Genomic DNA, 22,302 nt, shown 5'->3' with positions numbered 1-22,302 from the left:
ATGACGATCGACGAAAACCTTCTCGTACTGCTTCTGGCGCTGCTGCTCGACCGGATCGCCGGCGATCCGCAATGGTTGTGGTCGCGGATGCCGCATCCCGTCGTCATGTTCGGCGCCGCGATCTCCTATGCCGACCGGCAGCTCAACCCGGCAAGTCTCACCGGCTCGCAACGCCGAATGAACGGTATCGCCGCCATCCTGGCGCTGCTTCTGGTGGCGATAGCCGCAGGCTTCGTGTTCAACCGGTTCTTCGCGCTGTTCGGCCTTGCCGGCATCTTGCTGGAGACCGGGCTGGTGGCGATCTTCCTGGCGCAGAAAAGCCTTGCCGATCACGTCGCGGCCGTCGCCGTCGCCTTACGCGACGAGGGGCTTGCCGGCGGGCGGACCGCCGTTTCCCGCATCGTCGGACGCGATCCCGAGACGCTGGATGAGCCAGCCGTCTGCCGCGCGGCGATCGAAAGCCTTGCCGAGAATTTCTCCGACGGCGTCGTGGCGCCGGCTCTCTGGTATGCCGCCTTCGGCCTGCCAGGGCTCTTCGCCTACAAGATGCTGAACACGGCGGATTCGATGATCGGCCACAAGTCGGAAAAATACATCGATTTCGGCTGGGCGGCCGCCCGGCTCGACGATATCGCCAACTGGCCGGCCGCCCGCCTCTCCATCCTGCTGATTGCCGCCGGCGCCTGGATCCGGCGGGGAACAAGCGCCGGTCGTGAGGCGATCCGCGTGGCAATGCGCGACGGGGCCTTGCACCGCTCGCCGAATTCCGGCCGGCCGGAGGCGGCAATGGCGGGTGCGCTGAACGTCCAGCTCGCCGGGCCGCGCATCTATGGCGGCGTCATCGTGCGTGAACCGATGATCAACGACACCGGCCGCGACGTGGCGACCTCAGGCGACATCGAGGACGGCGTATCGGTGTTCTACGCCAGCTGCATGGTGCTCGCCGGTGTGACGTTCGGGCTTTTCTTGTGTTTTCTGTAGAGGCGGCAGGGTACGACCACGCCTCGGTAGACAGCTCCCACTCAAACGTTTATGCGAAACGCCTCCTACCTCCACCAGACCGGAAGCAAAGCGATGACAGTTCAGGTTGAATTACCGTGCCCGAAGTGCAAGAGCACCAAGATGAAGTTCGAGCGTCCCGAGATCCGGGAGACCGACATCATCACCTGTGCCGCCTGCGGCCATAATCTCGGCACCATGGCCTCGATCCGCGAGAAGATGAACAAGGCCTACCAAGGGCTCAATCAGGCTGGGGCGAAGCGCAAGCTTCAATAAGCCTGCGGCGCATCCGCTTGCTGCCATGCGCCGTTAAAATTGTGATTACCATTCGGATTAAAGCAATCTAATAAGTATTGCCGTAGTCTCTCTTTCGTGAGGGCGCAATTAAGCTGCGCGAGTTGAAGAGGGGTTATGATGAAGACGATTTTGGCGGCTGCGGCCGCAAGTTTATTGCTGCAGTTTTCTCCCGTTGCCGCTCAGGCAGCAACGCTGGTCGCCAATATCAGCATCGGCAAGCAGACGATGACTGTTTCCGAGAACGGCTTCGTCAAGTATCGCTGGAAGGTTTCGACCGCGCGCAACGGCTATGTCACGCCGACCGGTTCGTGGAGCGCCAAGTGGCTGTCACGCGATCATCGCTCGCGCAAATACGACAATGCGCCGATGCCCTTCGCCGTATTCTTCAACGGCGGTTACGCCGTTCACGCCACCTTCGACCTGAAACGCTTGGGTCGGCCGGCCTCGCATGGTTGCGTTCGCCTGCACCCCGACAATGCCGCCCAATTCTTCTCGCTGACGCGGCAGGCCGGCCTTGCCAATACCCGCGTGGTCATTACGCGCTAACCCAACGGCTTATGCGCCGCGCTGATCCCTCTTACGCGCTGATCATCCGCTCCAGTTCATCCATGTCGGGGACGATGATATGTCGGAAATTCTCGATGCGAATGACGCCGCTCTTGCGCAGCCTGGTCATCTGGCGGCTGACGGTTTCGATCGTCAATCCGAGGAAATCGGCGATCTCGGCGCGGGATAGCGGCAGGTCGAAGGCGGTGCTTGTGGCCGTTTGCGGTTCGGCGTGGGTGGCGATGAGGTGGAGCAGGCTTGCGACCTTCTCCTCGGCGGTGCGTCGGCCGAGCGTCAGCATCCATTCGCGCGCGGCATCCAGCTCCTTCAGCGCCTGATCGTGCAGGCTGCGCTGCAGTTCCGGCGTCTCCGATATCATGCGGTCGAGCAGGTTGCGCGGGAAGACGCAGATTTCGGAATCGGTCGCAGCCTCGGCCGACAGCGTGCTTTCGCGCACGAAGGGCCTGCCGACGAAATCGGGGGCGAATTGCAGGCCGACGATCTGCTGGCGCCCGTCCGGCATTACCTTGCAGAGTTTCACCACCCCGCGCATGATGTTCGAATAGAAAGAACTTTCCGCGCCTTGAGCGATGATCTCGCTGCCGGCATCGACCTTGCGGCGCAGCGAGTGGCGGCCGAGTTCGCGGAGCTGGCTGCTCGACAGCGCGCCGCAGACCACACCGTGCCGCGCCTGGCAGGAACGGCAGGCGACGAGAGTGCCGGCGTCGGAAACCTCACTGCGTGCGACGTCCATGTCCTGATCCCTTCGAAATCCGCGTGTGCCGGGTGTCGCTGCGCATGCCGGGCATGCTGGGCATACCCTAGACGATTACGCCGCGATTGCGGGTTCGGCTATCCCGATTTCTTCCAGCGCGGCTTGATGATTATCAATTTCGCCGGGACCGCGATTTGATCCAGATCAAAGTTTGCGTGCCATGGCTGTTGTTGGAATCCAGCGTCGACACGAGGCCGTCCGCGGGTTTGATTCGGATGGCTTCTTCGCCCCGCCGACAGGGCTGGCTTTCTAAAGTGGCATCGCCTCGCGCCTTGCGCGACGGCAAAGGCCGGCATTCCATTGCTGTTTAGGCAACACCCAGCTGCCAAATTGCCGCAACGCCGGGACGAAAGCATTGGCTTTTGAAATGGATTTGCCTATGAGGGGATTTAAATCGTCATTTCATGAGGTACAGCGCGTGACCGCTACATTCGATAAAGTTGCCGACATTATTGCAGAAACCAGCGAGATCGACCGCGCGACGATCACGCCGGAGAGCCATACGATCGACGACCTCGGTATCGACAGCCTCGATTTCCTCGACATCGTCTTTGCGATCGACAAGGAATTCGGCATCAAGATCCCGCTCGAAAAGTGGACGCAGGAAGTCAACGAAGGCAAGGTTTCCACCGAAGAATACTTCGTGCTGAAGAACCTCTGCGCCAAGATCGACGAGCTCAAAGCAGCCAAGGCCTGAGCGATATAACAGTCTTTTTTGAACGCCCTGCCGCCCTGAATATGGCGGCCGGGCGGTTTCGTTCCTAATTAGTGCATGCCGCCCAAAAGTGCGCAGCGGTTTTGGGATAACGGCATGCATAAAACAAAGACCTAAAGTGCGAACCAGACGCGCTTTAGGCGTCACCGGCGGGCGGATCTGGCCTGTCGGGCCGGAGGATCCGAATGCTGCTGGAATATTTCCAGATGATTGACCGCGTCGAAGCGGTCGACCTGAAGAAGGGTACGCTTAAGGCGCGATCCGTCGTGCCGGCCAAGAGCCCCGTCTTCGAGGGTCATTTTCCCGGCATGCCGCTCGTTCCCGGCGTGCTCCTGATCGAGACCATGGCCCAGGCCTCCGGCATGCTGGTGCTTGCCGTCACCAATTTTGCCGCCATGCCCTTCCTGATGACGGTCGACGGCGCCAAGATGCGCACCTTCGTCGAACCGGAAGCCGTGCTCGACATCGAGGCGGTGCTGGAGCATGACGGTTCGGGTTTCGCGGTCACCAAGGCTAAAATCACCAGCGGCGGCAAGAAGGTCTGCGATGCGCAGCTGAAACTGCGCACCATGCCGTTTTCCGAGGTGCCGCTCGGCGATATCGTGAAGAAACGTGCCGGCGAGATCGGGCTTCTCGAAGCGATCGCGGCGCAGGGAGTGATTGGATGAGCAAGGCTGCAAACGACGTCGTCATCTCGGGCATCGGCATCGTCACCTGTCAGGGCGTCGGCAAGGACGCGCATATCGCGCTGCTTTCGGCCGCGAGCACCCCGAAGGCGATCATCGAGACCGAGAAGTTCAAGCCCTATCCGGTGCATCCGCTGCCCGAGATCGACTGGTCGCAGCAGATCGCCAAGCGCGGCGATCAGCGCCAGATGGAGAACTGGCAGCGCATCGGCGTCTTCGCCGCCGGCCTTGCGCTCGATGACGCCGGTTTCAAGGATGATATCGAAGCCTGCGGCACGATGGACATGATCGTGGCGGCCGGCGGCGGCGAACGCGACATCAATGTTGACACACTGATCGTCGACGAAGCGCTGAAGCGCAATGAGCGCGAGTTGCTGCTCAACGAGAAGCTGACGACCGAGCTGAGGCCGACACTGTTCCTCGCCCAGCTTTCCAATCTGCTCGCCGGCAATATCTCGATCGTGCACAAGGTCACCGGCTCTTCGCGCACCTTCATGGGCGAGGAAGCGGCCGGCATTTCCGCCGTCGAGACCGCCTTCTACCGCATCAAATCAGGCGAATCCTCGCATGCACTTGTTGGAGGCGCCTTCGCGGCTGAGCGGCCTGATATGATCCTGCTCACCGAGGCGATCGGCGCCCATGCGCGCGGCGACTGGGTGCCGCTCTGGTCGCGCAAGCCGAGCGACGGCGGCGGCATGATCACTGGTTCGGCAGGCGCCTTCCTGGTGCTCGAATCGCGCAAACATGCTGAAGCCCGCGGCGCCCATATCTATGCTGTCATCGACGCGGTCGAGGGCGACCGCGGCAACCGCAATTCCGGCAATCTCGAAGTTCGGCTGGAGCGGCTTTTGGCACCGGCTGCCGGGCTTGCCACTGAGAGCACGGCGATCTTTTCCGGATCGACCGGCATGCACGATCTTGCCGCCCGCGAGCGGGCCGTGCTCGAACATCAATTGCCCGACGTTGCGATCCGCGGCTTCGGCGGCGTCACCGGCCATACGATCGAGACGCAGTTCACGCTGGGTCTGGCGCTTGCAGCCCTTGCCGTCGACGGCAAGGCCAAGGTTCCGCCCTTCGATGCCGCCCATGAGGCGCCGATGCGGGCAGGGGCCGCGGCCGCCGTCGTGACCACGGTCGGACACCAGCGCGGCGAGGGCGTTGCCGTTCTTTCCGCAGATGCGTGAGGAGTGAGAGATATGACAGCTTCCGCTTATAGAGATCACCTCGGCCGTCCGATCGTGGCTGTTACCGGCATGGGCATCATCACCTCGCTCGGTCAGGGCCTCAGCGATAACTGGGCAGCGCTTTCGTCAGGCACGTCGGGCATCCATGAGATCAACCGCTTTCCGACCGAGGGCCTGTCGACGCGGATCGCCGGCACCGTCGATTTTATCGGCATCCCGGTGCCGAACGCCGTCGAGCGCTCCTATGCCTTCGCCCGCGAAACGACGATCGAGGCGCTTGCCGATGCCGGCCTTTCCGGCGATTTCAACGGCCCGCTGTTTCTCGCCGCCCCGCCGATCGAGCCGGAGTGGAGCGCGCGTTTCGAGCTTGCGGACCGTTCGCCGGCTTCCGACCATCCAGGGGATGCTTATGAGCGCTTCCTGACGGCGCTGCGCCAGCGTCCGGATCCGGCCTTCCATGAGGCCGCCCTGTTCGGCGCGATTTCCGAACGCCTTGCCGACCGGTTCGGCACCCGCGGCCTTCCCGTTACGCTGTCGACCGCCTGCGCCTCCGGCGTCACGGCGATCCAGCTCGGCATCGAGGCGATCCGCCAAGGCCGTACGGATCGCGCGCTGACGGTTGCGACCGACGGATCGCTGAGTGCCGAAGCGTTGATCCGCTTCTCGTTGCTGTCAGCCCTTTCGACACAGAACGATCCGCCGACCAAGGCTTCCAAGCCGTTCAGCAAGGATCGTGACGGCTTCGTCATCGCTGAGGGTGCGGCGACGCTGGTGCTGGAATCGCTGGAATCAGCGGTTGCCCGCGGCGCCAAGGTGCTCGGCATCATGAAGGGCGCCGGCGACAAGGCCGATAGCTTCCACCGCACCCGGTCGTCGCCCGATGGCGGCCCGGCAATTGCGACGATCCGCGCGGCCCTTGCCGATGCCGGCATCGACGAGAGCGGCATCGGCTACATCAATGCGCACGGCACCTCGACGCCGGAGAACGACAAGATGGAGTATGGCGCGATGTCGGCCGTGTTCGGCGAGCGGCTCGTCGGCATTCCGGTTTCGTCGAACAAGTCGATGATCGGCCATACGCTGACGGCGGCGGGCGCCGTCGAGGCGGTGTTCTCGTTGCAGACGATGTTGACCGGCACTTTGCCGCCGACCATCAACTACAACAACCCCGATCCGTCGATCGTTCTCGATGTCGTGCCGAACAAGAAGCGGGCAGCACAGGTTTCGGCCGTGCTTTCCAACTCGTTCGGCTTCGGCGGGCAGAATGCCAGCCTTGTCATGGCGCTCGAACCGGCTTAAGCGGTTCGCGACAATTTCAAAACAAGAAGACCGTCTTGAAGGCGAGGGATTTTGCCATGCGCGCTTTGCAACTGATCGACGACCGCAAGCTTGAGATCACCGACCTGCCGCAACCGGACGCTCCTGGTGCCGGCGAGGTGACGCTGCGCGTCAAGGCGGTGGCGCTCAACCATATCGACGTCTGGGGCTGGCGCGGCATGGCATTCGCCAAGCGCAAGATGCCGCTGGTCATCGGTGCGGAAGCTTCTGGCGTCGTCGAGGCGATCGGGCCGGGCGTCGCCAACGTGCTGCCGGGCCAGCTCGTCTCCATCTACGGCGCGCGCACCTGCGGCCTCTGCCGCCCCTGCCGCGAAGGCCGCGACAATCTCTGCGAACATGTCTCCGGCGTGCACGGCTTCCATCTCGACGGCTTCGCACAGGAGAAGGTCAATCTGCCGGCGCGCCTGCTGGTGCCGGCCCCACCCGGCGTCGACGCGATCGGCGCGGCGCTTGCTCCTGTCACCTTCGGCACGGTCGAGCACATGCTGTTCGACAATGCCAAGCTTGAGCCGGGCGAGACGATCCTTGTCCATGCCGGCGGCTCCGGCATCGGCACGGCGGCGATCCAGCTCGCCAAGAAGATCGGCTGCACCGTCATCACCACGGTCGGTTCGGACGACAAGATCGAAAAGGCCAAGGCACTCGGCGCCGATCACGTCATCAACTACCGCACCGACCGTTTCGAAGGCGTGGTGCGCAAGCTCACCAAGAAGAGGGGCGTCGACGTCGTCTTCGAACATGTCGGCAAGGACACCTGGGCAGGCTCGATGCTCTGCATGAAGCGCGGCGGGCGGCTCGTCACCTGCGGCTCGACCTCGGGTGTTTCGACAGAGATGAACCTGATGATGCTGTTCCAGCAGCAGCTGAAGCTCTTCGGCTCCTTCGGGTGTCGCATGGAGAACATGGCGGATGCGATGCAGAAGATGGGCCGCGGGCTCGTCCATCCCGTCATCGATACCGAGGTCAGCTTCAGCGATATCGACCGGGCGCTGGAGCGGATGGAATCGCGCCAGATCTTCGGCAAGATCATCCTGAAGATGGATTGACCGCGTGAAGCTGTTCATCACCCGGATCGTTCTGGCGCTGAGGAATTTCCAGCAATGGCTGGTGGCTCAGGTGATGTTCGGCTTCCTGAATTTCCTGAAGCTGTTTCCGGCCGACGGCGCCATCCGCTTCGCCGACAGGATGATGCGCCGGCTCGGCCGGCTGACCAGCCGCCACAGACTGATGCTGACCAATCTGCGCAATGCCTTCCCTGAGAAGAGCGAGGCCGAGATCGAGGAGATCGCGCTCGCCAGCTGGGGCAATATGGGCCGGCTTGCTGCGGAATACGTCTTTCTCGACCAGCTGTTCGACTATGATCCCGAAAAGTCGGAGCCGGGCAGGGTGGAAGTGTCGGGCGTCCCGATCTTCCTCGACCTGCGCGACAATCCGCGCCCCTTCATCGTCTTTACCGGCCATACCGCCAATTTCGAGCTGCTGCCGGTGGCGGGTGCCGCCTTCGGGCTCAACGTCACCGTGCTCTTTCGGCCGCCGAATAATCCTTATGTCGCCAAGAAGGTGTTCGACTTCCGAAGCGCCCGCATGGGCAAGCTGGTGCCCTCGCATGCAGGCTCGTCCTTCGCGCTCGCCCGTCAGCTGGAAGCAGGCCAGGGGGTGGGCGTGCTGGTCGACCAGAAATTCCGCAAGGGGCTGAAGGGCACCTTCTTCGGGCGCGATGTCAAGACCAATCCGCTGCTGCCGAAGCTGGTGCGCCAGTTCGACTGCGAAGTCTATCCGGCCCGCTGCATCCGGCTGCCGGGAAATCGCTACCGGCTGGAAATCGAGCCGCGGCTGGACATGCCGCGCGACGCCAAGGGCAATCTCGATCTGCCTGCCGCCTCCCAGCTGCTCAACGACAAGGTGGAAAGCTGGGTACGGGAATATCCGGAGCAGTGGCTCTGGTATCACGACCGCTGGCAGATCAAGCAGACGCTCGCGCCTTAGAATAGGATGCTCCAAACGAATAGCGGAGCATGATGTCGCCCGAAAACCGCTCACACTTTTCGGCATCATACTCTAAAAAAGGTCCACCCCCATTTATCAGCGGTGAAAAGCGGCAGGTGCTCCCGGATTGAAACTGAGGGCACTTCATGTTACCCGTCACCACCAAGACGCGAATAATGTCTACCGGAAGGCGCATTTTTGGGAAGTGCAGCCATGTGAGGTTTCGGACTCGTCTCTTGGGACAATGGGAGTGGGAGGCGTCTTGCTGGAGCTTTTTCGAGCTTTTTCCTTGCGTTGCGTGCAAATCGAGGAAGCCATACGCCTGGGCGACGACCAGCGCGTCACGGCGCTCGACCGTCATGTCGAGCCGCTGGTCGAGGCAATCCTCGCCTGCCGGGCAGCCAATCTACTCGAAGTCTACATGCAGCTGCAGTTTGTGAGCCACCTGATCAGCCAGGATGCCGACGACAGCGCCAGCGTCACGGAGCACACGTCAGTGCTTTCCTATCTGCTCGACCGCTATTTCGGGGCGCATGGGCCGGACTGGCGCGTGCCGTCGCCGCAGGATGTGCGCATCGAACCGCCGCCGGCCTATGTGCCGGATACCGACAATGGCCAGTTCCTCAACGCGGTGATCCTCGAAAGCCTGCCGGATCGCGTGGCGGTGCTGACAAGGGACTATCGCTACCTCTATTCCAATCCAGCCAACAGCGCCCATCTCAACAGGAAGCCGATGGAACTCATCGGCCGCCACCTTTCCGAATTCATCGGCGAGGAGCGGTTTGCCGAATGCGCCAAGCCCAAGCTCGACGCCTGTTTTGCCGGCGACCAGATCGACTATACCTATGAGCGCTCGGACGGCAGCGGCGGGTCGCGGCAGGTGCGCTGTCGCATGTCGCCGCTGCGCGATGCGGGCGGCACGGTGATCGGCGCCCTGCTCGTCATGGAAGATCTCGATCGGCTGTCGCAGGCTGCCTGATCAATAGGCTTGGGTAGCCTTAAGCAGTCGCCCAGACGGCGAGCTCATAACCATCGCGGTCGAGGAAGTGGAAGCGACGGCCGCCGGGAAAATCGGTGATCGGCCGGCAGATCGTGCCGCCAGCTCTTTCGACTGAGGTCAGCACTTCTTCCAGATCATTGGCATAGACGACGACCAGCGGGCCGCCGCCTGTCCGCACCGGTCCGAAATCGGTAAAGCCGCCCTTCAGCCGGCCGTCGTCGAATTCGCAATAATTGGGGCCGTAATCGGTGAAACGCCAGCCGAAGGCCGAGCCGTAAAAGGCTTTGGCGGCAGCGATGTCGGCGACGTTGAATTCGACATAGTCGATGCGGCGGTCGTTGTTTTCTGTCTTCTCGGCCATCTATCTCTCCATCAGGGCTTTCAGCATGGCGAGATCTTTCTCGACATGGGCGGCATCGGCGGAAAACTGCACGTCGGTCATGCCGGGCAGACGCAGCAGCGTGAACATGACCTCGCAGCCATCGCCGTTCGGCACGATGCGCAGGGCATTATAGACCCTGAGGCCGGATTCGATCGTCACCGTATGGTCGATCACGCCGAATTCATTGGCAGGCACGAAGCTCACCCTGATTTTTCCAAGAGCGCCATCGGCGATCCAGTCGGCACCATCAGGATCGAGCCCGGTCGCAAGGCCGGAGGCCCAGAGCGGCATGTTCTCCGGCTTGCCGGCGAATTCATAGACGTCGCGCCAATCGCGCTCGATCGACCGGTGGATGATTTTCGCGGGCATGGTCGTCATGGCTTGCAGGTCCCTGTCATTTGGTTTCGTCAGAATAACAAACCGGCCGACAGCGTCTTGAACAAAACGGTCAGTCGCCTCTTTTCCGCATGCCGAGCTGATCGAAAATGACGGCGGGCGTCAGCGTCGAAAGCTCGCCGACCTCCCGCGTCATGTGGGACTGGTCGGCAAAGCCCGCTTCGAGCGCAAGGCGGGCAAGCGGCATCGTGCCCGACTTGCGGCAGAGGTCGAGGAAACGCTGGAACCGGCGGATCCGTTCCAGCGTCTTTGCGCCCTAGCCGAAATAATGGTGGCAGCGACGGCGCAGCTGCCTTTCGCTCATGCCGAGCCGGTCGAGCAGGCCGGATGCCGGGCGGCCGCCGTCGGCGGCGGCAGCGCCAGGCGCAAAACGTGCGCCTATGACGGTCGCGCCCGGCTGGATGACGGGAAAGGCCGCCGTCCTGTCGGGGCCGGCGACGACCAGCCGGCCGTCGATCCAGAGGAGATCGCAATAGCCATCCGGCACGATCGCCACCATTGCCGGCGGTCCGTTATGGAACGCATGAGACCAGAGGCGGCTGAAATGGCGCCGCAGCGTCGGCGGCGGTGCATATTCGCGGTAGCGGCCGGCGCGGGCCGCCAGGAGAGCCATCTCTTTTCGTTTTCCCGATGCCAATGCGATATCTCCCGAGGCACTGATTATAACATGAGATAGGGCATTACGGGCGGGACGCGCGAAAAACTTCCGGCTTCGGATTAAGCGTCAGCTGGCCGGTTGTCGGACAAGCGGGGATATTGCAAGCCTCATTTCATTAGCTTTTGCGAACCGATTAGACCCTTGTGAGACTTGCCGTTTGACCGAGACAGTGCCACAACACCGGTCCAAATGACACATCGGAGGTTTGTCGTGGAAAAGGCAGAAATCGGACTGATCGGCCTTGCGGTCATGGGCTCCAACCTGGCGCTCAACATCGCGGAGAAAGGCAATAAAATCGCGGTCTTCAACCGCACGCCGGAGAAAACCGACGAATTCTACGAAAGCGGCGGCGATTTGAAGAAGCAGATCATTCCCTGCAAGACCATCGAGGAATTCGTCGATGCGATCCGGCCGCCGCGTCCGATCATCATCATGATCAAGGCGGGTGAGCCCGTCGACCAGCAGATGGAGCTGCTGCGCCCGCATCTGTCCAAGGGCGACATCATGATCGATGCCGGCAACGCCAATTTCCGCGACACCGTCGCCCGCTTCGATCGGCTGAAGAATACCGATCTGACCTTCATCGGCATGGGTGTTTCCGGCGGCGAAGAAGGTGCGCGCCACGGCCCGTCGATCATGGTCGGCGGCACCGAAGAGTCCTGGAAGCGCGTCGAGAAGGTGCTGACCTCGATTGCCGCCCGTTACAATGACGAGCCCTGCGTCGCCTGGCTCGGCAATGACGGCGCCGGCCATTTCGTCAAGACCATCCACAACGGCATCGAATATGCCGACATGCAGATGATCGCCGAAATCTACGGCATCCTGCGCGACGGCCTCGGCAAGAGTGCTTCGGAAATCTCCGGCATCTTCGGCGAATGGAACAAGGGCCGGTTGAACTCCTACCTGATCGAGATCTCCGAGAAGGTGCTTGCCGCAACCGATCCCGTTTCCGGCGGACCGATGGTCGACATGATCCTCGACAAGGCCGGCCAGAAAGGCACCGGCAAGTGGTCGGCGATCGAGGCGCAGAACATGGGCATTCCGGCAACGGCGATCGAAGCCGCCGTCGCCGCCCGCAGCCTCTCCTCGATGAAGTCGCAGCGCGAAGCCGCCGAAAAGATCTTCGGCACGCAGGCAGTGTCCTTCCCGATCGCTTACGGCCCCGAACTGAACAAAGATCTGGAGCTGGCGTTGTTTGCCGCCAAGATCGGCGCCTATGCGCAGGGCTTCGCGGTGATGGCGGAAGCGTCGCGCGAGTTCAACTGGTCACTGCCGATGCCGACGATTGCCAGGATCTGGCGCGCCGGCTGCATCATCCGCTCGCAGTTCCTCGACGAGATCACCTCGGCCTTCACCAAGGCGCCTGACGCTGCAAACCTCATCGTCACGCCGGCTTTCTCCGACATGGTCAAGGAATCGATCCCAGCGCTGCGCCGTGTCGTCGGTGGCGCGATTGCCGCCGGCCTGCCGGTGCCGGCGCTGACCTCGGCGCTGACCTATTTCGACGCCTATCGCCAGGGCAGGGGAACGGCAAACCTCATCCAGGCACAGCGCGACTTCTTCGGCGCCCACGGCTTCGACCGCCTTGATGGTAAGGATTTCCACCACGGCCCCTGGGGCAGCGGTGCCTCGACGTTCTGAGGTTTACCGATTTTCAAGGAGAGGCCCGGCCACAGTGCCGGGCCTTTTGCTGAGATGCCCCGGCCGAGAACCCGGAGATCTAAGTGACGAGCATTCGGATAGCCGCCGCCCAGACGCCGGAATTTCGGGAAAATCTTGGGGCGGCCTTGGATTATGCGGTTAGGGTCGCGGCGCTCGCTGAGGCTGAAGGCGTGGCCCTGCTGGTCTTTCCAGAAGGTTTTCTGCAGGGCTACCTGACCGATGAAGCATCGGCGCGGCGGGTTGCCCTCGATCTCGCATCGGCCGAGTTCGCGGCGGTCCTGGATCGGTTGCCGAAGTCGGGACCGGTGCTGGTCATGGGGCTGATCGAGATCGATGATGGGCGATTGTTCAACACCGCCGTCGTCGTCGAGCGCGACGCTCTCCTCGGTCGCTACCGGAAAACCCACCTGCTGCCCGGCGAACGGGCTTTCGAGGCAGGAAAGGACAGTCCGCTCTTTGCGATCGGTGCCCTGCGCTTCGGGATCAACATCTGCTACGACACCAATTTTCCGGAGGCAGCCGCAAAGGTCGCCGCGTCTGGCGCGTCGCTGATTCTATGCCTGTCCAACAACATGATGCCACGGGAAAAGGCGGAAATATTCAAGCCGCTGCATAATGCCGTTCGCGGTGAAAGATGCCGCGAGACAGGCTTGTGGCTGATATCGTCCGACGTAACGGGCGAGCGCGACGGTCGCATCGCCTGGGGACCGACGGCGGTGCTGAACCGGCAAGGGCAGGTCATGGCGCAGCTCCCGCTGGAGGAGCCCGGCTTGCTGGTCTTCGACTTTCCCTGTGATGGACAAGATGCAGGGGCTCGACTCAAATGACAGGCACTGCGGAATTCGGAAATGTGCGAAAGTTGGATGGGGACTGTATCCCCACCCACTTCTCATGGCTGGGTTAGATCGGTTGGCCAACGTCAATGCGGTTGCCATCGGGATCTTCAAACACGAAGGCCCGCAATCCGTAGTCCTTGTCCTGAAGGCTCTTGATGATTCTCAGCCCGTATTGCTGGCAAACCGCGTGCAGGGCATCGACATTGTCGACCATCAGGTGGGCAACATTGAAGTCCGCAGCCTTGTGGTTCGGCTGCAAGGTGAGATGCACCTCGCCCTGATCGCGGTTCAGGATCATGAAGCCGACAGGATTGCCGTTCTCGAATGTTTTCTTGAAGCCGAGAACGTTGGTGTAAAAATCATAGGCCTTGGTCATGTCCTTGACCGGCAGCATGGCGGCAATTCGTCCGAAACGAACACCGTGATCGGCGATATCATTCATCGCAGAACCTCTGATTGCGAAGACGCAAATACCCTTCGGACGGTGCCGACAGAGATGGTACGCTCCGATGTTTCGATCAGCAGGACGGTGCCCACGAGCTTAGGTCTATAGCCTCGGAATCTTCTGCGGAAGAGGGGTAGCGAAATCCCCGCGAGATTTTTTCTGGGATCTACGACACTTGGTTTCAATGGGATAAGACACTGTTTGTACAGGGCAGCACTGACGACAACGCGCTTGAGGAATTGACTGAGATGCTCATTCGATACGAAACGCCTGATGATATCGATACGATCCATGATCTCACCTCGACCGCATTCAAGCCGATGCCCTACAGCGACGGTACGGAAGCGGAGATTGTCCGAAGACTTCGCGCGGCGGGCGATCTCAAGATATCGCTGGTGGCTGAGCAGGATGGCGAGATTCTCGGGCATGTGGCGTTTTCGGCGGTGACGATCGACGGATCGCATGACGGCTGGTTCGGACTGGGGCCGATATCGGTCAAGCCGGAGAGACAGCGGCAGGGTATCGGCAAGGCGATGATTGCACGGGGTCTCGACTTGTTGAACGAGATGGGCGCCAGCGGATGCGCCCTGATCGGCAATCCCGAGATCTACAGCCGTGTCGGTTTCAGCAGCGATGGACAACTGACGTATCTCGACCTCGATACGCGGCTCGTGCAAAGGATTGTCTTTCGCGGACCTCCGCCAAGCGGGACGTTGCAATTCGCTCCGGCATTTGAAAGCTAGAATATTCCGTTCAACGGCCGAAACTCCAAACCCAAGCTGACAGAGAAGGCGGCGACATGTACGAAGCGGGCGCGATGACCATTCGAACCGAGCGTCTCAAGCTCCGCATGCCTGGTATCGGCGATTTCGCCGCCTATGCTGAGATCATGGCGTCGCCGCGATCCGTCGGAATGGGCGGTCCGTTCGATCTACGCGCGGCGTGGGGGATGTTCTGTCACGACGTGGCGCTCTGGCAGCTTTTCGGGCACGGAGCGCTGACGATCGAGCTTGGCGAAACCGGCGAATGCGTCGGTCAGGTGGGTATCAATCACGGGCCGCTCTTTCCGGAAAAGGAATTGGGCTGGTTCGTCTACGAGGCATACGAGGGTAGAGGTTATGCGACCGAAGCGGCGCTCGCGCTACGCAACTGGGCCTTCGCGACGCTCAAGCTGCCGTCGCTGGTCAGCTATATCGCTCCCGGCAATGCGGCATCCGTTGCCGTTGCGGAACGGCTGGGCGCGCGCCTCGATCCCGTAGCACCCCGAACTGATCCCGCCGATCTCGTTTACCGTCACCTCGCGTCCTGAAACGCGGAACATGATCCCGGGCGTACTGCGATTGGTTGCAGACGTCTCAGTTCTTACATGTTGATCAGCTACGCGTCTGAAAGACGCTCGGCGCTGGAGGATATCGGGCTCTGCAAGAGATGGGGTATCGGATGACAGGCGAGAAGCGGGAACACTGGGACGAGGTCTACCGCACGAAATCTGCCGACAGCGTCAGCTGGTATCAGCCGACGCCCGGGCCTTCCTTGCGGGCGCTTGACGAGCTGCAACTGCCGGCAACGGCCTCGCTGATCGATGTGGGCGGCGGCGCATCGAGCCTTGTCGACCGTCTTGTCGAACGCGGGTGGCCCGACCTAACCGTCCTCGACATCGCCGCGCCGGCGCTCGAAGTCGCCAAGGCGCGGCTGCGGGATGAAGCCGCCCGCATCGCCTGGGTGGTTGCCGACGTCACGTCATGGCAACCCGACCGCCACTACGATGTTTGGCACGACCGCGCCGTTTTTCACTTCCTCACCGAGCCCGAGCAGCGGCTGGCCTATCGCCGCGCGCTCGAAACCGGCACGGCGCCGGGCAGCGTCGTGATCATCGCGACCTTCGCGCCGGACGGGCCGGAACGGTGCAGCGGCTTGCCGGTTCAGCGCTACGACGCGGTGGCGCTTGCGACCGAATTCTCGTCCACCTTCGCGCTTCAGCGTGACTGGCGGGAGGAACACACGACACCCGGCGGTGGCCGGCAGTCGTTCCAGTGGTGCGTTTTTCGCAGGCGCTGATGATCTCGTCTACTGCTGCCTCGTTTCCCGAGAGAGGAAGTCGAGGATGAAATCCGCCCGGTCGGCGACCGCGATTTTCGGCAGAATCACGACGTCGTAGCCCAGCGTCGGATAGATGGCGGCAAGTCGATCATATTCGGTGACCGCCTCGTCGAAGCCATGGCGCCGCTCGGGGTCTGTCGTGTAGATTTCGGGCCATGGCGGCGTGAGAAAAATCCTCGAGTGATAGCGGTGGGCGGCGCTCAATTTTTCCAGGACCGGTTCTCCGGTCAGGTGCTGCAGCGCTGCCGCCGCATCGATCAGCCCGCGATCGAAAAACGTCCAGCCGGTCTGCTCACGCGCCGTCGTGTGGTCAGCCATCGCCATCTCGATCGCGCGGCGGGCAAAGGCCGCCATGTCGACCCAGGGCAGGGCTGCGCCGTCGCCTTCGAGTTCCTGTTTGACGATCCGTCGGCCGGGCTCTTCGACGACGGCATGACCGCGGGCGGCAAGTTCCGCCAGCAGCGTCGATTTTCCGCCGCCGGAACATCCCGAAATCAAGACCGACCTGTTCATGATCGAGCTCCCGTCTCAGGCGGCCCGTCGGGCGCGCGCCAGGCCGTGGTCTACGAGGCGGTCGATGATTTCCGCGTAGGTGACACCACTTGCCGCCATGGCCTTGGAATACATGCTGATATTGGTAAAGCCCGGGATGGTGTTGATTTCATTGACGAGGAACCGCATGTCATGCGTCAGGAAGAAGTCGATGCGGGCCATGCCATCGCAGCCAACGGCTCTGAAGGCCTTTGCGGCCACGTCGCGCATGGCGGTTTCGATCTCCTGCGGCAGTTCGGCCGGTACTTTCAGCGCCGCACCTTTCTCGTCGATGTATTTGGCATCGTAGCTATAGAAACCGTGGCTTTCCGCCGGCACGATCTCGCCCGGCCGGGAGACGAAGAGTTCTCCTGCCGCATCCTCCAGCACGCTGAATTCGATCTCACGGCCGCGCACGAATTCCTCGGCGAGCAGCGTGCGATCGTGGCGGAAGGCCTCGGTAAGGGCGGGCGCGAATTCCTGGCTGGCATGGACCTTGGCGACACCGACCGACGATCCCTGGCGCGCAGGCTTGATGAAGAGCGGCAGGCCGAGCTCTCCTTCCAAGGCTGCCAGTGAAGGGGCGGCACCCTCATGGATCGTCACTGCGCGCGCCACCGGCAGGCCCGCCGCCCTCAGCAGGCGTTTGGCGATGTCCTTGTCGAGCGCTGCGGCCGAACCGAGGATGCCGCAACCGGCGAGTGGAACGCGGGCCACCTCCGCCGCGCCCTGTACCGATCCGTCTTCGCCATGCGGGCCGTGCAGCACGGGAAACAGGATGTCGATCCTCGCCAGCTCATGCGGCGCGCCATGAGCCGGGATCGCCAGCACGCGGCCGCGCCCACCCGGCACGAGGCAGATTTCCGTGCCTGATGAAGGTGCCGCTAGTATGCCATTCTCGAAACTGCTCAGCAGCCATTGTCCCTCGCGGGTGATGAAAACAGGAACGGCGTCGTATTTTTCGGGCTTGAGCGCGCCCATGACATTGGTTGCCGAGAGCACGGAAACCTCATGCTCGGCCGAGCGGCCGCCGAAGAGCACGGCAATGCGCAGCCTGTTTGGGGATGGGGTCATTGAAAGCCTCCGAAACGACCTGGTGTTGAAAGGGTCAGGCGTCGACAGATATGCCGCGATTGGCGAAGAAGCGGTCGAAGACGGCAAGCGGCAGCGTCACATCGACCTGGCTCGCCGCGTCGTGGCCGGACGGGTTGTGAAAGCGGATTGTTTCATCGCTGGCTGCCGTCACCAGCACCAGGTGTCCGCCTTTCGAGGGCGGCTCGCACTCCGGCCAGCGGATGCCCGAGTTCACCGAGGCGATGAAAAACCGGCGCTTCGCGAGATACTCCGGAATGGCCGATATCTCGACGCCGGTCATCGTCTCCGCGCTAAGTCCGAAGCGCTCTGCTGCGAAGTGGACGAAGGGCGCGTAGATCAGCCCTTTGATCGATGCATCGATCTCGTTGACGACATAACCGCCATAGGCGGTGCAGGCGCGGGCAAGCTCGAGTGTCGGATGGATCTCGCCGCGGGCAGCAAGGATCATCTTCAGGCAGGCCATGCCGCAGACATTCACCGCCCAGCGCGCATATTCCTCGATCGTCGCGGCCCCAGAATGGCGCCAGAGTGGATCGCGCAGCAGAGCCTGCGATCCCTCGGCAAGCACCGGCAATGTCATGCCAGGTGTTTCCCATTGGCTGAAATAGGGCACGCCGCTCTGCTGCATCCTGTCGATATCCCCCGTGACTCGTCTCATGAGATGGCGGGCAATCTTGGCTTTTTTCGAACCGATGCCCCGCTTGCGAATCCAAAGGCTAAGGTGCAGTTTTCTTCAGGTCCACTTAATTAAAATAAGCATATAGGTTAGAAATTATGGCCGATTGATCAACCGGAGAAACGGGTTTGGATTTCTTCCGATTGCGCACGCTTCGCGAGCTCTCGCGCCGCGAGACGATGGCGGCGGTCGCCGATGCTATCGGCATTTCGTCGTCGGCCGTTTCCCAGCAGATCGCCCAGTTGGAGGACGAAGTCGGCATTGCGCTCGTCGAGCGGCGCGGGCGAGGGGTGACGCTGACACCGGCCGGCCAGCGGCTCGTTGTGCATGCCGACCGGATATTCGCCGTCGTCGAGGAAGCCAAGACCGATATTGCCGAGTTGCAGAATATCGTCGCCGGAGATCTCCGGATCGCCACCCAACCCTCCGCGGCTTCCTCCTTCATTCCCGCCGCAATGCGCCAGCTCGCCATCGACCATCCGCATCTCGACATCGTCATGACGACGATGGGACCTGCCGAAGGCGTGGCAGCGCTCCGGGCCTGGCAGGCCGATATCGTCATTGCCGACGACATATCGCTCGATCCGCATACGCTGGAGGGCACGGCCGACACCCTGTTCCTGTGCCGCGACCAGCTCTTCGTGCTTCTGCCCGCTGGCCACAGGCTGGAGAGCGAGCCCGTCATCGAACTCGCACAGCTGAGGGATGAACATTGGGCGCTTGACGTCGCCTCCAGCGCCTATTGCAGGGCCATCCGCCAGGCCTGTCGCGACATCGGTTTCGAGCCCGTCATCAACGGCTTCAGCGACAGTTTCGAAGTGGTATTCGCACTGGTGGAAGCCGGGTGCTCGATTTCGGTGATGCCCGGACTGGCGCTTCGAGATTTTGGCGAAGCGCTGGTCGTCAAACCCTTGGTGCCATCCGTTTGCCGTGGCATCCATGCGATTACCCGGCGCGGCGAGGTGCGTAACCCTAAGATCGCGGCGGTGCTCGATCAGCTGGTGAGGAGTGCGCCGCGGGATTTGAACAGATCCTGATTTTCACGCGAATGCACTCTTGGCAGGAGCGATCATATCGGGCACTCTTGGTTCATGATTATGGCAACTCAAGCAGCAGACGTTCGCGCACGCGACGCACGACTTACCACCACGGCCTCCTGATCGGAGCCGGATTAACACTGCCGTTTGCTTTCTCCTTATTTGCCTTGAGCCACCGTCCATGGACACCAGATCGTTTTCAAAGCCACATCGCGCTTTTTTCGTCGGGCGCGTCGCGCAGATGTCTTGCGCCGCAACTCCGCACGCGCTTCGACTTAGCCGCGGCTGCCGGACGTCACCGGAGCACCGGCAGCCGTAGCAGCTCCTGAACCAAAGAACGCCTCCATTTTTCAGGACACGCCGCCGCAAAGCCGGCCGGCGCTGGAGTGATGCATGCCTTATGATCCCAAGACGATCGAACCGAAGTGGCAGGCCTATTGGGCCGACCACCATATTTTCCGAGCGGAAATCGATCCGGCCAGACCGAAATTCTATGCACTCGACATGTTCCCGTATCCTTCCGGTGCGGGCCTGCATGTCGGCCATCCTCTCGGCTATACGGCCACTGATATAACGTGCCGCTACAAACGCATGTGCGGCTTCAATGTCCTGCATCCGATGGGATGGGACAGTTTCGGCCTGCCGGCGGAGCGCCACGCGATGCGGACTGGTGTGCATCCCGATATCACGACGAAGCGCAATATCGAGACGTTTCGCGGGCAGGTGCAGAGGCTGGGTTTCTCTTATGACTGGAGTCGCGAGTTCGCCACGACCGACCCCGCCTATGTGCGCTGGACGCAGTGGATCTTCCTGAAGCTGTTCGAGATGGGCCTCGCCTATCAGGCGGAGGTCGCCGTCAACTGGTGCCCGGCCCAGAACGCGGTGCTTGCCGACGAGGAGGTCAAGGACGGGCGTTATGTCGAGACCGGCGATCCCGTCATTCGTCGCAGGATGCGCCAGTGGATGCTGCGTATCACGGCCTATGCCGATCGGCTGCTGCAGGGACTGGACGGCCTCGATTGGCCCGAAAACCTGAAAACCATGCAGCGCAACTGGATCGGACGCTCCGAGGGCGCCGAAATCCGGTTTCCGCTCGATCATGGCAAAGAGGTCATCACCGTCTTCACGACGCGCCCCGAGACCCTGTTCGGAGCGAGCTATATCGTTCTCGCGCCGGAGCATCCCGCTGTCGCCACCACCGTTACGCCGGAAGCCCAAGAGGCGGTTGCCGCCTATATCGCCGAGGCCGAGGCATTGGAGGAAGCGACGCGTACCGATGCTGGACGCGAGAAGACCGGCGTCTTCACCGGCGCCTATGCCGTCAATCCCGCCACCGCCGCCCGGCTGCCGATCTGGGTGGCCGATTACGTCCTGGCGGGCTACGGCACCGGCGCCTTGATGGCGGTGCCGGCCCATGATGCGCGGGACCACGCCTTTGCCTGCGCGCAGGGCCTGCCGATCATTCGCGTGATCGACAGTGCGGACGATATCGAAAAGGCGGAGTTTGAGGGCGAGGGGAGGATGGTCAATTCCGGCTTCCTGAATGGTCTGGCCTCGCCGGAGGCTAGGAAAGCAATCATCGCCTGGCTGCAGGCGAACGGCGCGGGCTGGCCTACGGTCACCTATCGCCTACGTGATTGGCTGTTCTCCCGCCAGCGCTACTGGGGCGAGCCGATACCGGTGCTGCATCTGGCGGACGGCTCGGTGATGCCGCTGCCCGAGGAATGCCTGCCGCTGCTGCCGCCTGAACTGGACGACTATGCTCCGACGCCGGATGGCGAACCGCCGCTTGCCCGTGCGCAGGCCTGGGTCGAAACGATCGTGCCGGGCACCGACATTCCGGCACGGAGGGAGACCAACACGATGCCGCAATGGGCGGGCTCCTGCTGGTATTATCTCAGATTCCTCGATCCGGAGAACACCAGCAAACCCGTCGGGCGCGAGGCCGAGCGCTATTGGATGCCGGTCGATCTCTATATCGGCGGCGCCGAGCACGCGGTCCTGCATCTGCTCTATGCCCGCTTCTGGCATAAGGTGCTCTACGACATCGGCGTCGTTTCGACGGAAGAGCCGTTCCAGCGGCTGTTCAACCAAGGCATGATCCTTGCTCATTCCTACCGCGATGCGGCGGGCCGGTATTGCGCGCCGTCGTCCGTCGTCGAAGAGGAGGGCAGATGGTTCGCCGGGTCGGTCGAAGTGCAGCGCGCCGTCGAGAAGATGTCGAAGTCGCGGCTGAACGTTGTTAACCCCGACGATGTCGTCCGTCAGTTCGGGGCCGACGCCTTGCGCCTGTACGAGATGTTCGTGGGACCTCTGGACGCGGCAAAACCCTGGCAGACCGCTGGCGTGATCGGCGTGCGTCGGTTTCTGGAGCGTGCCTGGCGCATTGTCTGCGACGAGAGCGATGGATTGTCTCCAGTGGTGCTGGAGGCGGCACCCAGCCCGCAGCTTCTGCGCTTGCGCCACCAGACGGTGAAGACCGTGACGGCGGATATCGAAGCAATTCGGTTCAATACCGCGGTTTCCCGGCTGATGGAACTGGCCAACGCACTGACGGCGGAAGCAGTGCGTCCGCGCGAAGTGGTGGAGACATTCGTGCTGTTGCTCGCACCCTTTGCGCCTCACATCGCGGAGGAGTTATGGAGCAAGCTTGGTCACGGGGAAACACTGACATGGGTTTCCTGGCCCACCTTCGATCCCGCAATGATCGAGATGGAGACCCGCGAATATGTCGTGCAGATCAACGGCAAGGTTCGCCACCGCTTCGAAGCCGCCGCCGATCTCGGCGAGGCGCTGCTTGCAGCGGCGCGATCCGAACCTTCCGTTGTGGCCTTGCTCGACGGCAAAACGGTGGTCAAGGAAGTTCTGGTCCCGGGGCGACTGGTGAATTTCGTCGTCGAAGACCTGTGATGATCCAAAGCGGATCGTCGGATTTGAGCCCGACGGTCCGTTCCTTCA

24 protein-coding genes and 1 pseudogene are annotated in these 22,302 nt (G+C 62.1%); 17 read left to right on the top strand and 8 right to left on the bottom strand.

The window, feature by feature from the left end; all coding sequences use genetic code 11:
• From cbiB to RlegSU303_RS12840, 3 genes are all read left to right on the top strand, one after another.
• Entirely contained in the window at nt 1-981 is a 981-nt protein-coding gene (gene cbiB / locus RlegSU303_RS12850; RefSeq protein ID WP_017960831.1) for an adenosylcobinamide-phosphate synthase CbiB, read from the top strand.
• Between the two features lie 93 nt (nt 982-1,074).
• On the top strand, nt 1,075-1,275 hold the full coding sequence (locus tag RlegSU303_RS12845; RefSeq protein ID WP_003540491.1) for an ECs_2282 family putative zinc-binding protein: 201 nt from the start codon (nt 1,075-1,077) through the stop codon (nt 1,273-1,275).
• A 135-nt stretch (nt 1,276-1,410) separates the two neighbouring features.
• On the top strand, nt 1,411-1,842 hold the full coding sequence (locus tag RlegSU303_RS12840; protein WP_017960829.1) for a L,D-transpeptidase: 432 nt from the start codon (nt 1,411-1,413) through the stop codon (nt 1,840-1,842).
• 31 nt (nt 1,843-1,873) lie between these two features.
• Here the strand turns inward: RlegSU303_RS12840 and RlegSU303_RS12835 are convergent, their stop codons facing one another.
• The gene (locus tag RlegSU303_RS12835) at nt 1,874-2,596 is read right to left on the bottom strand and encodes a Crp/Fnr family transcriptional regulator (protein WP_017960828.1); all 723 of its coding nucleotides are present in this window, start codon (nt 2,594-2,596) and stop codon (nt 1,874-1,876) included.
• 439 nt (nt 2,597-3,035) lie between these two features.
• On the opposite strand from RlegSU303_RS12835, the gene RlegSU303_RS12830 reads away from it, so the two are divergent.
• The 7 genes from RlegSU303_RS12830 (at nt 3,036) to RlegSU303_RS12800 (ending at nt 9,505) form a co-directional block, all read left to right on the top strand.
• Complete coding sequence (locus tag RlegSU303_RS12830) at nt 3,036-3,314, top strand: acyl carrier protein (RefSeq protein ID WP_003540486.1); 279 nt, start codon at nt 3,036-3,038, stop codon at nt 3,312-3,314.
• Between the two features lie 203 nt (nt 3,315-3,517).
• Complete coding sequence (locus RlegSU303_RS12825; protein WP_003540474.1) at nt 3,518-4,000, top strand: 3-hydroxyacyl-ACP dehydratase FabZ family protein; 483 nt, start codon at nt 3,518-3,520, stop codon at nt 3,998-4,000.
• The gene (locus RlegSU303_RS12820; protein WP_131718611.1) at nt 3,997-5,202 is read left to right on the top strand and encodes a beta-ketoacyl-ACP synthase; all 1,206 of its coding nucleotides are present in this window, start codon (nt 3,997-3,999) and stop codon (nt 5,200-5,202) included. Before RlegSU303_RS12825 ends, RlegSU303_RS12820 begins: the two co-directional genes overlap by 4 nt.
• Before the next feature lie 12 nt (nt 5,203-5,214).
• Nucleotides 5,215-6,501, top strand: coding sequence for a beta-ketoacyl-ACP synthase (locus tag RlegSU303_RS12815; RefSeq protein WP_017960826.1), 1,287 nt, complete (start codon nt 5,215-5,217; stop codon nt 6,499-6,501).
• A gap of 56 nt (nt 6,502-6,557) precedes the next feature.
• Nucleotides 6,558-7,586, top strand: coding sequence for a zinc-binding dehydrogenase (locus RlegSU303_RS12810; RefSeq protein ID WP_131718610.1), 1,029 nt, complete (start codon nt 6,558-6,560; stop codon nt 7,584-7,586).
• 4 nt (nt 7,587-7,590) lie between these two features.
• Nucleotides 7,591-8,526: a lipid A biosynthesis lauroyl acyltransferase gene (locus RlegSU303_RS12805; RefSeq protein WP_017960824.1), complete on the top strand. Its 936-nt coding sequence runs from the start codon at nt 7,591-7,593 to the stop codon at nt 8,524-8,526.
• A 262-nt stretch (nt 8,527-8,788) separates the two neighbouring features.
• Nucleotides 8,789-9,505, top strand: a complete 717-nt coding sequence (locus tag RlegSU303_RS12800) for a PAS domain-containing protein (protein WP_131718609.1) — start codon at nt 8,789-8,791, stop codon at nt 9,503-9,505.
• A 19-nt stretch (nt 9,506-9,524) separates the two neighbouring features.
• On the opposite strand, the gene RlegSU303_RS12795 is transcribed toward RlegSU303_RS12800, so the two are convergent.
• The 3 genes and pseudogenes from RlegSU303_RS12795 to RlegSU303_RS12785 form a co-directional block, all read right to left on the bottom strand.
• Nucleotides 9,525-9,887, bottom strand: coding sequence for a VOC family protein (locus RlegSU303_RS12795; RefSeq protein ID WP_017960822.1), 363 nt, complete (start codon nt 9,885-9,887; stop codon nt 9,525-9,527).
• The gene (locus tag RlegSU303_RS12790; RefSeq protein WP_017960821.1) at nt 9,888-10,286 is read right to left on the bottom strand and encodes a polyketide cyclase; all 399 of its coding nucleotides are present in this window, start codon (nt 10,284-10,286) and stop codon (nt 9,888-9,890) included.
• A gap of 70 nt (nt 10,287-10,356) precedes the next feature.
• Nucleotides 10,357-10,941, bottom strand: a pseudogene (locus RlegSU303_RS12785) (helix-turn-helix domain-containing protein).
• Between the two features lie 210 nt (nt 10,942-11,151).
• On the opposite strand from RlegSU303_RS12785, the gene gndA reads away from it, so the two are divergent.
• Together gndA and RlegSU303_RS12775 are read left to right on the top strand one after the other, a co-directional pair.
• The gene (gene gndA, locus RlegSU303_RS12780) at nt 11,152-12,603 is read left to right on the top strand and encodes an NADP-dependent phosphogluconate dehydrogenase (RefSeq protein WP_172426272.1); all 1,452 of its coding nucleotides are present in this window, start codon (nt 11,152-11,154) and stop codon (nt 12,601-12,603) included.
• An 83-nt stretch (nt 12,604-12,686) separates the two neighbouring features.
• Nucleotides 12,687-13,451, top strand: coding sequence for a carbon-nitrogen hydrolase family protein (locus RlegSU303_RS12775; RefSeq protein WP_094085739.1), 765 nt, complete (start codon nt 12,687-12,689; stop codon nt 13,449-13,451).
• A 73-nt stretch (nt 13,452-13,524) separates the two neighbouring features.
• On the opposite strand, the gene RlegSU303_RS12770 is transcribed toward RlegSU303_RS12775, so the two are convergent.
• On the bottom strand, nt 13,525-13,902 hold the full coding sequence (locus RlegSU303_RS12770) for a VOC family protein (RefSeq protein WP_094085740.1): 378 nt from the start codon (nt 13,900-13,902) through the stop codon (nt 13,525-13,527).
• A gap of 251 nt (nt 13,903-14,153) precedes the next feature.
• On the opposite strand from RlegSU303_RS12770, the gene RlegSU303_RS12765 reads away from it, so the two are divergent.
• The 3 genes from RlegSU303_RS12765 (at nt 14,154) to RlegSU303_RS12755 (ending at nt 15,963) form a co-directional block, all read left to right on the top strand.
• Nucleotides 14,154-14,648: a GNAT family N-acetyltransferase gene (locus RlegSU303_RS12765; RefSeq protein ID WP_131628993.1), complete on the top strand. Its 495-nt coding sequence runs from the start codon at nt 14,154-14,156 to the stop codon at nt 14,646-14,648.
• A 56-nt stretch (nt 14,649-14,704) separates the two neighbouring features.
• On the top strand, nt 14,705-15,214 hold the full coding sequence (locus RlegSU303_RS12760) for a GNAT family N-acetyltransferase (RefSeq protein WP_094085742.1): 510 nt from the start codon (nt 14,705-14,707) through the stop codon (nt 15,212-15,214).
• A gap of 131 nt (nt 15,215-15,345) precedes the next feature.
• Nucleotides 15,346-15,963 carry a class I SAM-dependent methyltransferase gene (locus tag RlegSU303_RS12755; protein WP_131628992.1) on the top strand — a complete coding sequence of 206 codons (618 nt, stop codon included), beginning with the start codon at nt 15,346-15,348 and terminating at the stop codon, nt 15,961-15,963.
• A 9-nt stretch (nt 15,964-15,972) separates the two neighbouring features.
• Here the strand turns inward: RlegSU303_RS12755 and RlegSU303_RS12750 are convergent, their stop codons facing one another.
• From RlegSU303_RS12750 to RlegSU303_RS12740, 3 genes are read right to left on the bottom strand one after another with little or no spacing between them, the layout of a single operon-like run.
• The gene (locus RlegSU303_RS12750) at nt 15,973-16,518 is read right to left on the bottom strand and encodes an AAA family ATPase (RefSeq protein ID WP_131718608.1); all 546 of its coding nucleotides are present in this window, start codon (nt 16,516-16,518) and stop codon (nt 15,973-15,975) included.
• 15 nt (nt 16,519-16,533) lie between these two features.
• Complete coding sequence (locus RlegSU303_RS12745) at nt 16,534-17,610, bottom strand: D-alanine--D-alanine ligase family protein (RefSeq protein WP_131628991.1); 1,077 nt, start codon at nt 17,608-17,610, stop codon at nt 16,534-16,536.
• A 34-nt stretch (nt 17,611-17,644) separates the two neighbouring features.
• Nucleotides 17,645-18,259 carry a C39 family peptidase gene (locus RlegSU303_RS12740; RefSeq protein ID WP_131718616.1) on the bottom strand — a complete coding sequence of 205 codons (615 nt, stop codon included), beginning with the start codon at nt 18,257-18,259 and terminating at the stop codon, nt 17,645-17,647.
• Between the two features lie 176 nt (nt 18,260-18,435).
• Between RlegSU303_RS12740 and RlegSU303_RS12735 the strand changes: the two genes are divergently transcribed.
• Nucleotides 18,436-19,344 (top strand): LysR family transcriptional regulator, encoded by a 909-nt coding sequence (locus RlegSU303_RS12735; RefSeq protein ID WP_131619759.1) that lies wholly within the window; start codon nt 18,436-18,438, stop codon nt 19,342-19,344.
• A gap of 393 nt (nt 19,345-19,737) precedes the next feature.
• Nucleotides 19,738-22,254: a leucine--tRNA ligase gene (gene leuS / locus RlegSU303_RS12730; RefSeq protein WP_131718607.1), complete on the top strand. Its 2,517-nt coding sequence runs from the start codon at nt 19,738-19,740 to the stop codon at nt 22,252-22,254.
• Nucleotides 22,255-22,302 lie beyond the last annotated feature (48 nt).

It is taken from the genome of Rhizobium sp. SU303 (assembly GCF_021052345.1).
Taxonomy (GTDB): domain Bacteria; phylum Pseudomonadota; class Alphaproteobacteria; order Rhizobiales; family Rhizobiaceae; genus Rhizobium; species Rhizobium laguerreae.
The sequence above is the reverse complement of the archived record's forward strand: the minus strand, read 5'-3'. Positions and strand labels throughout refer to the sequence as shown.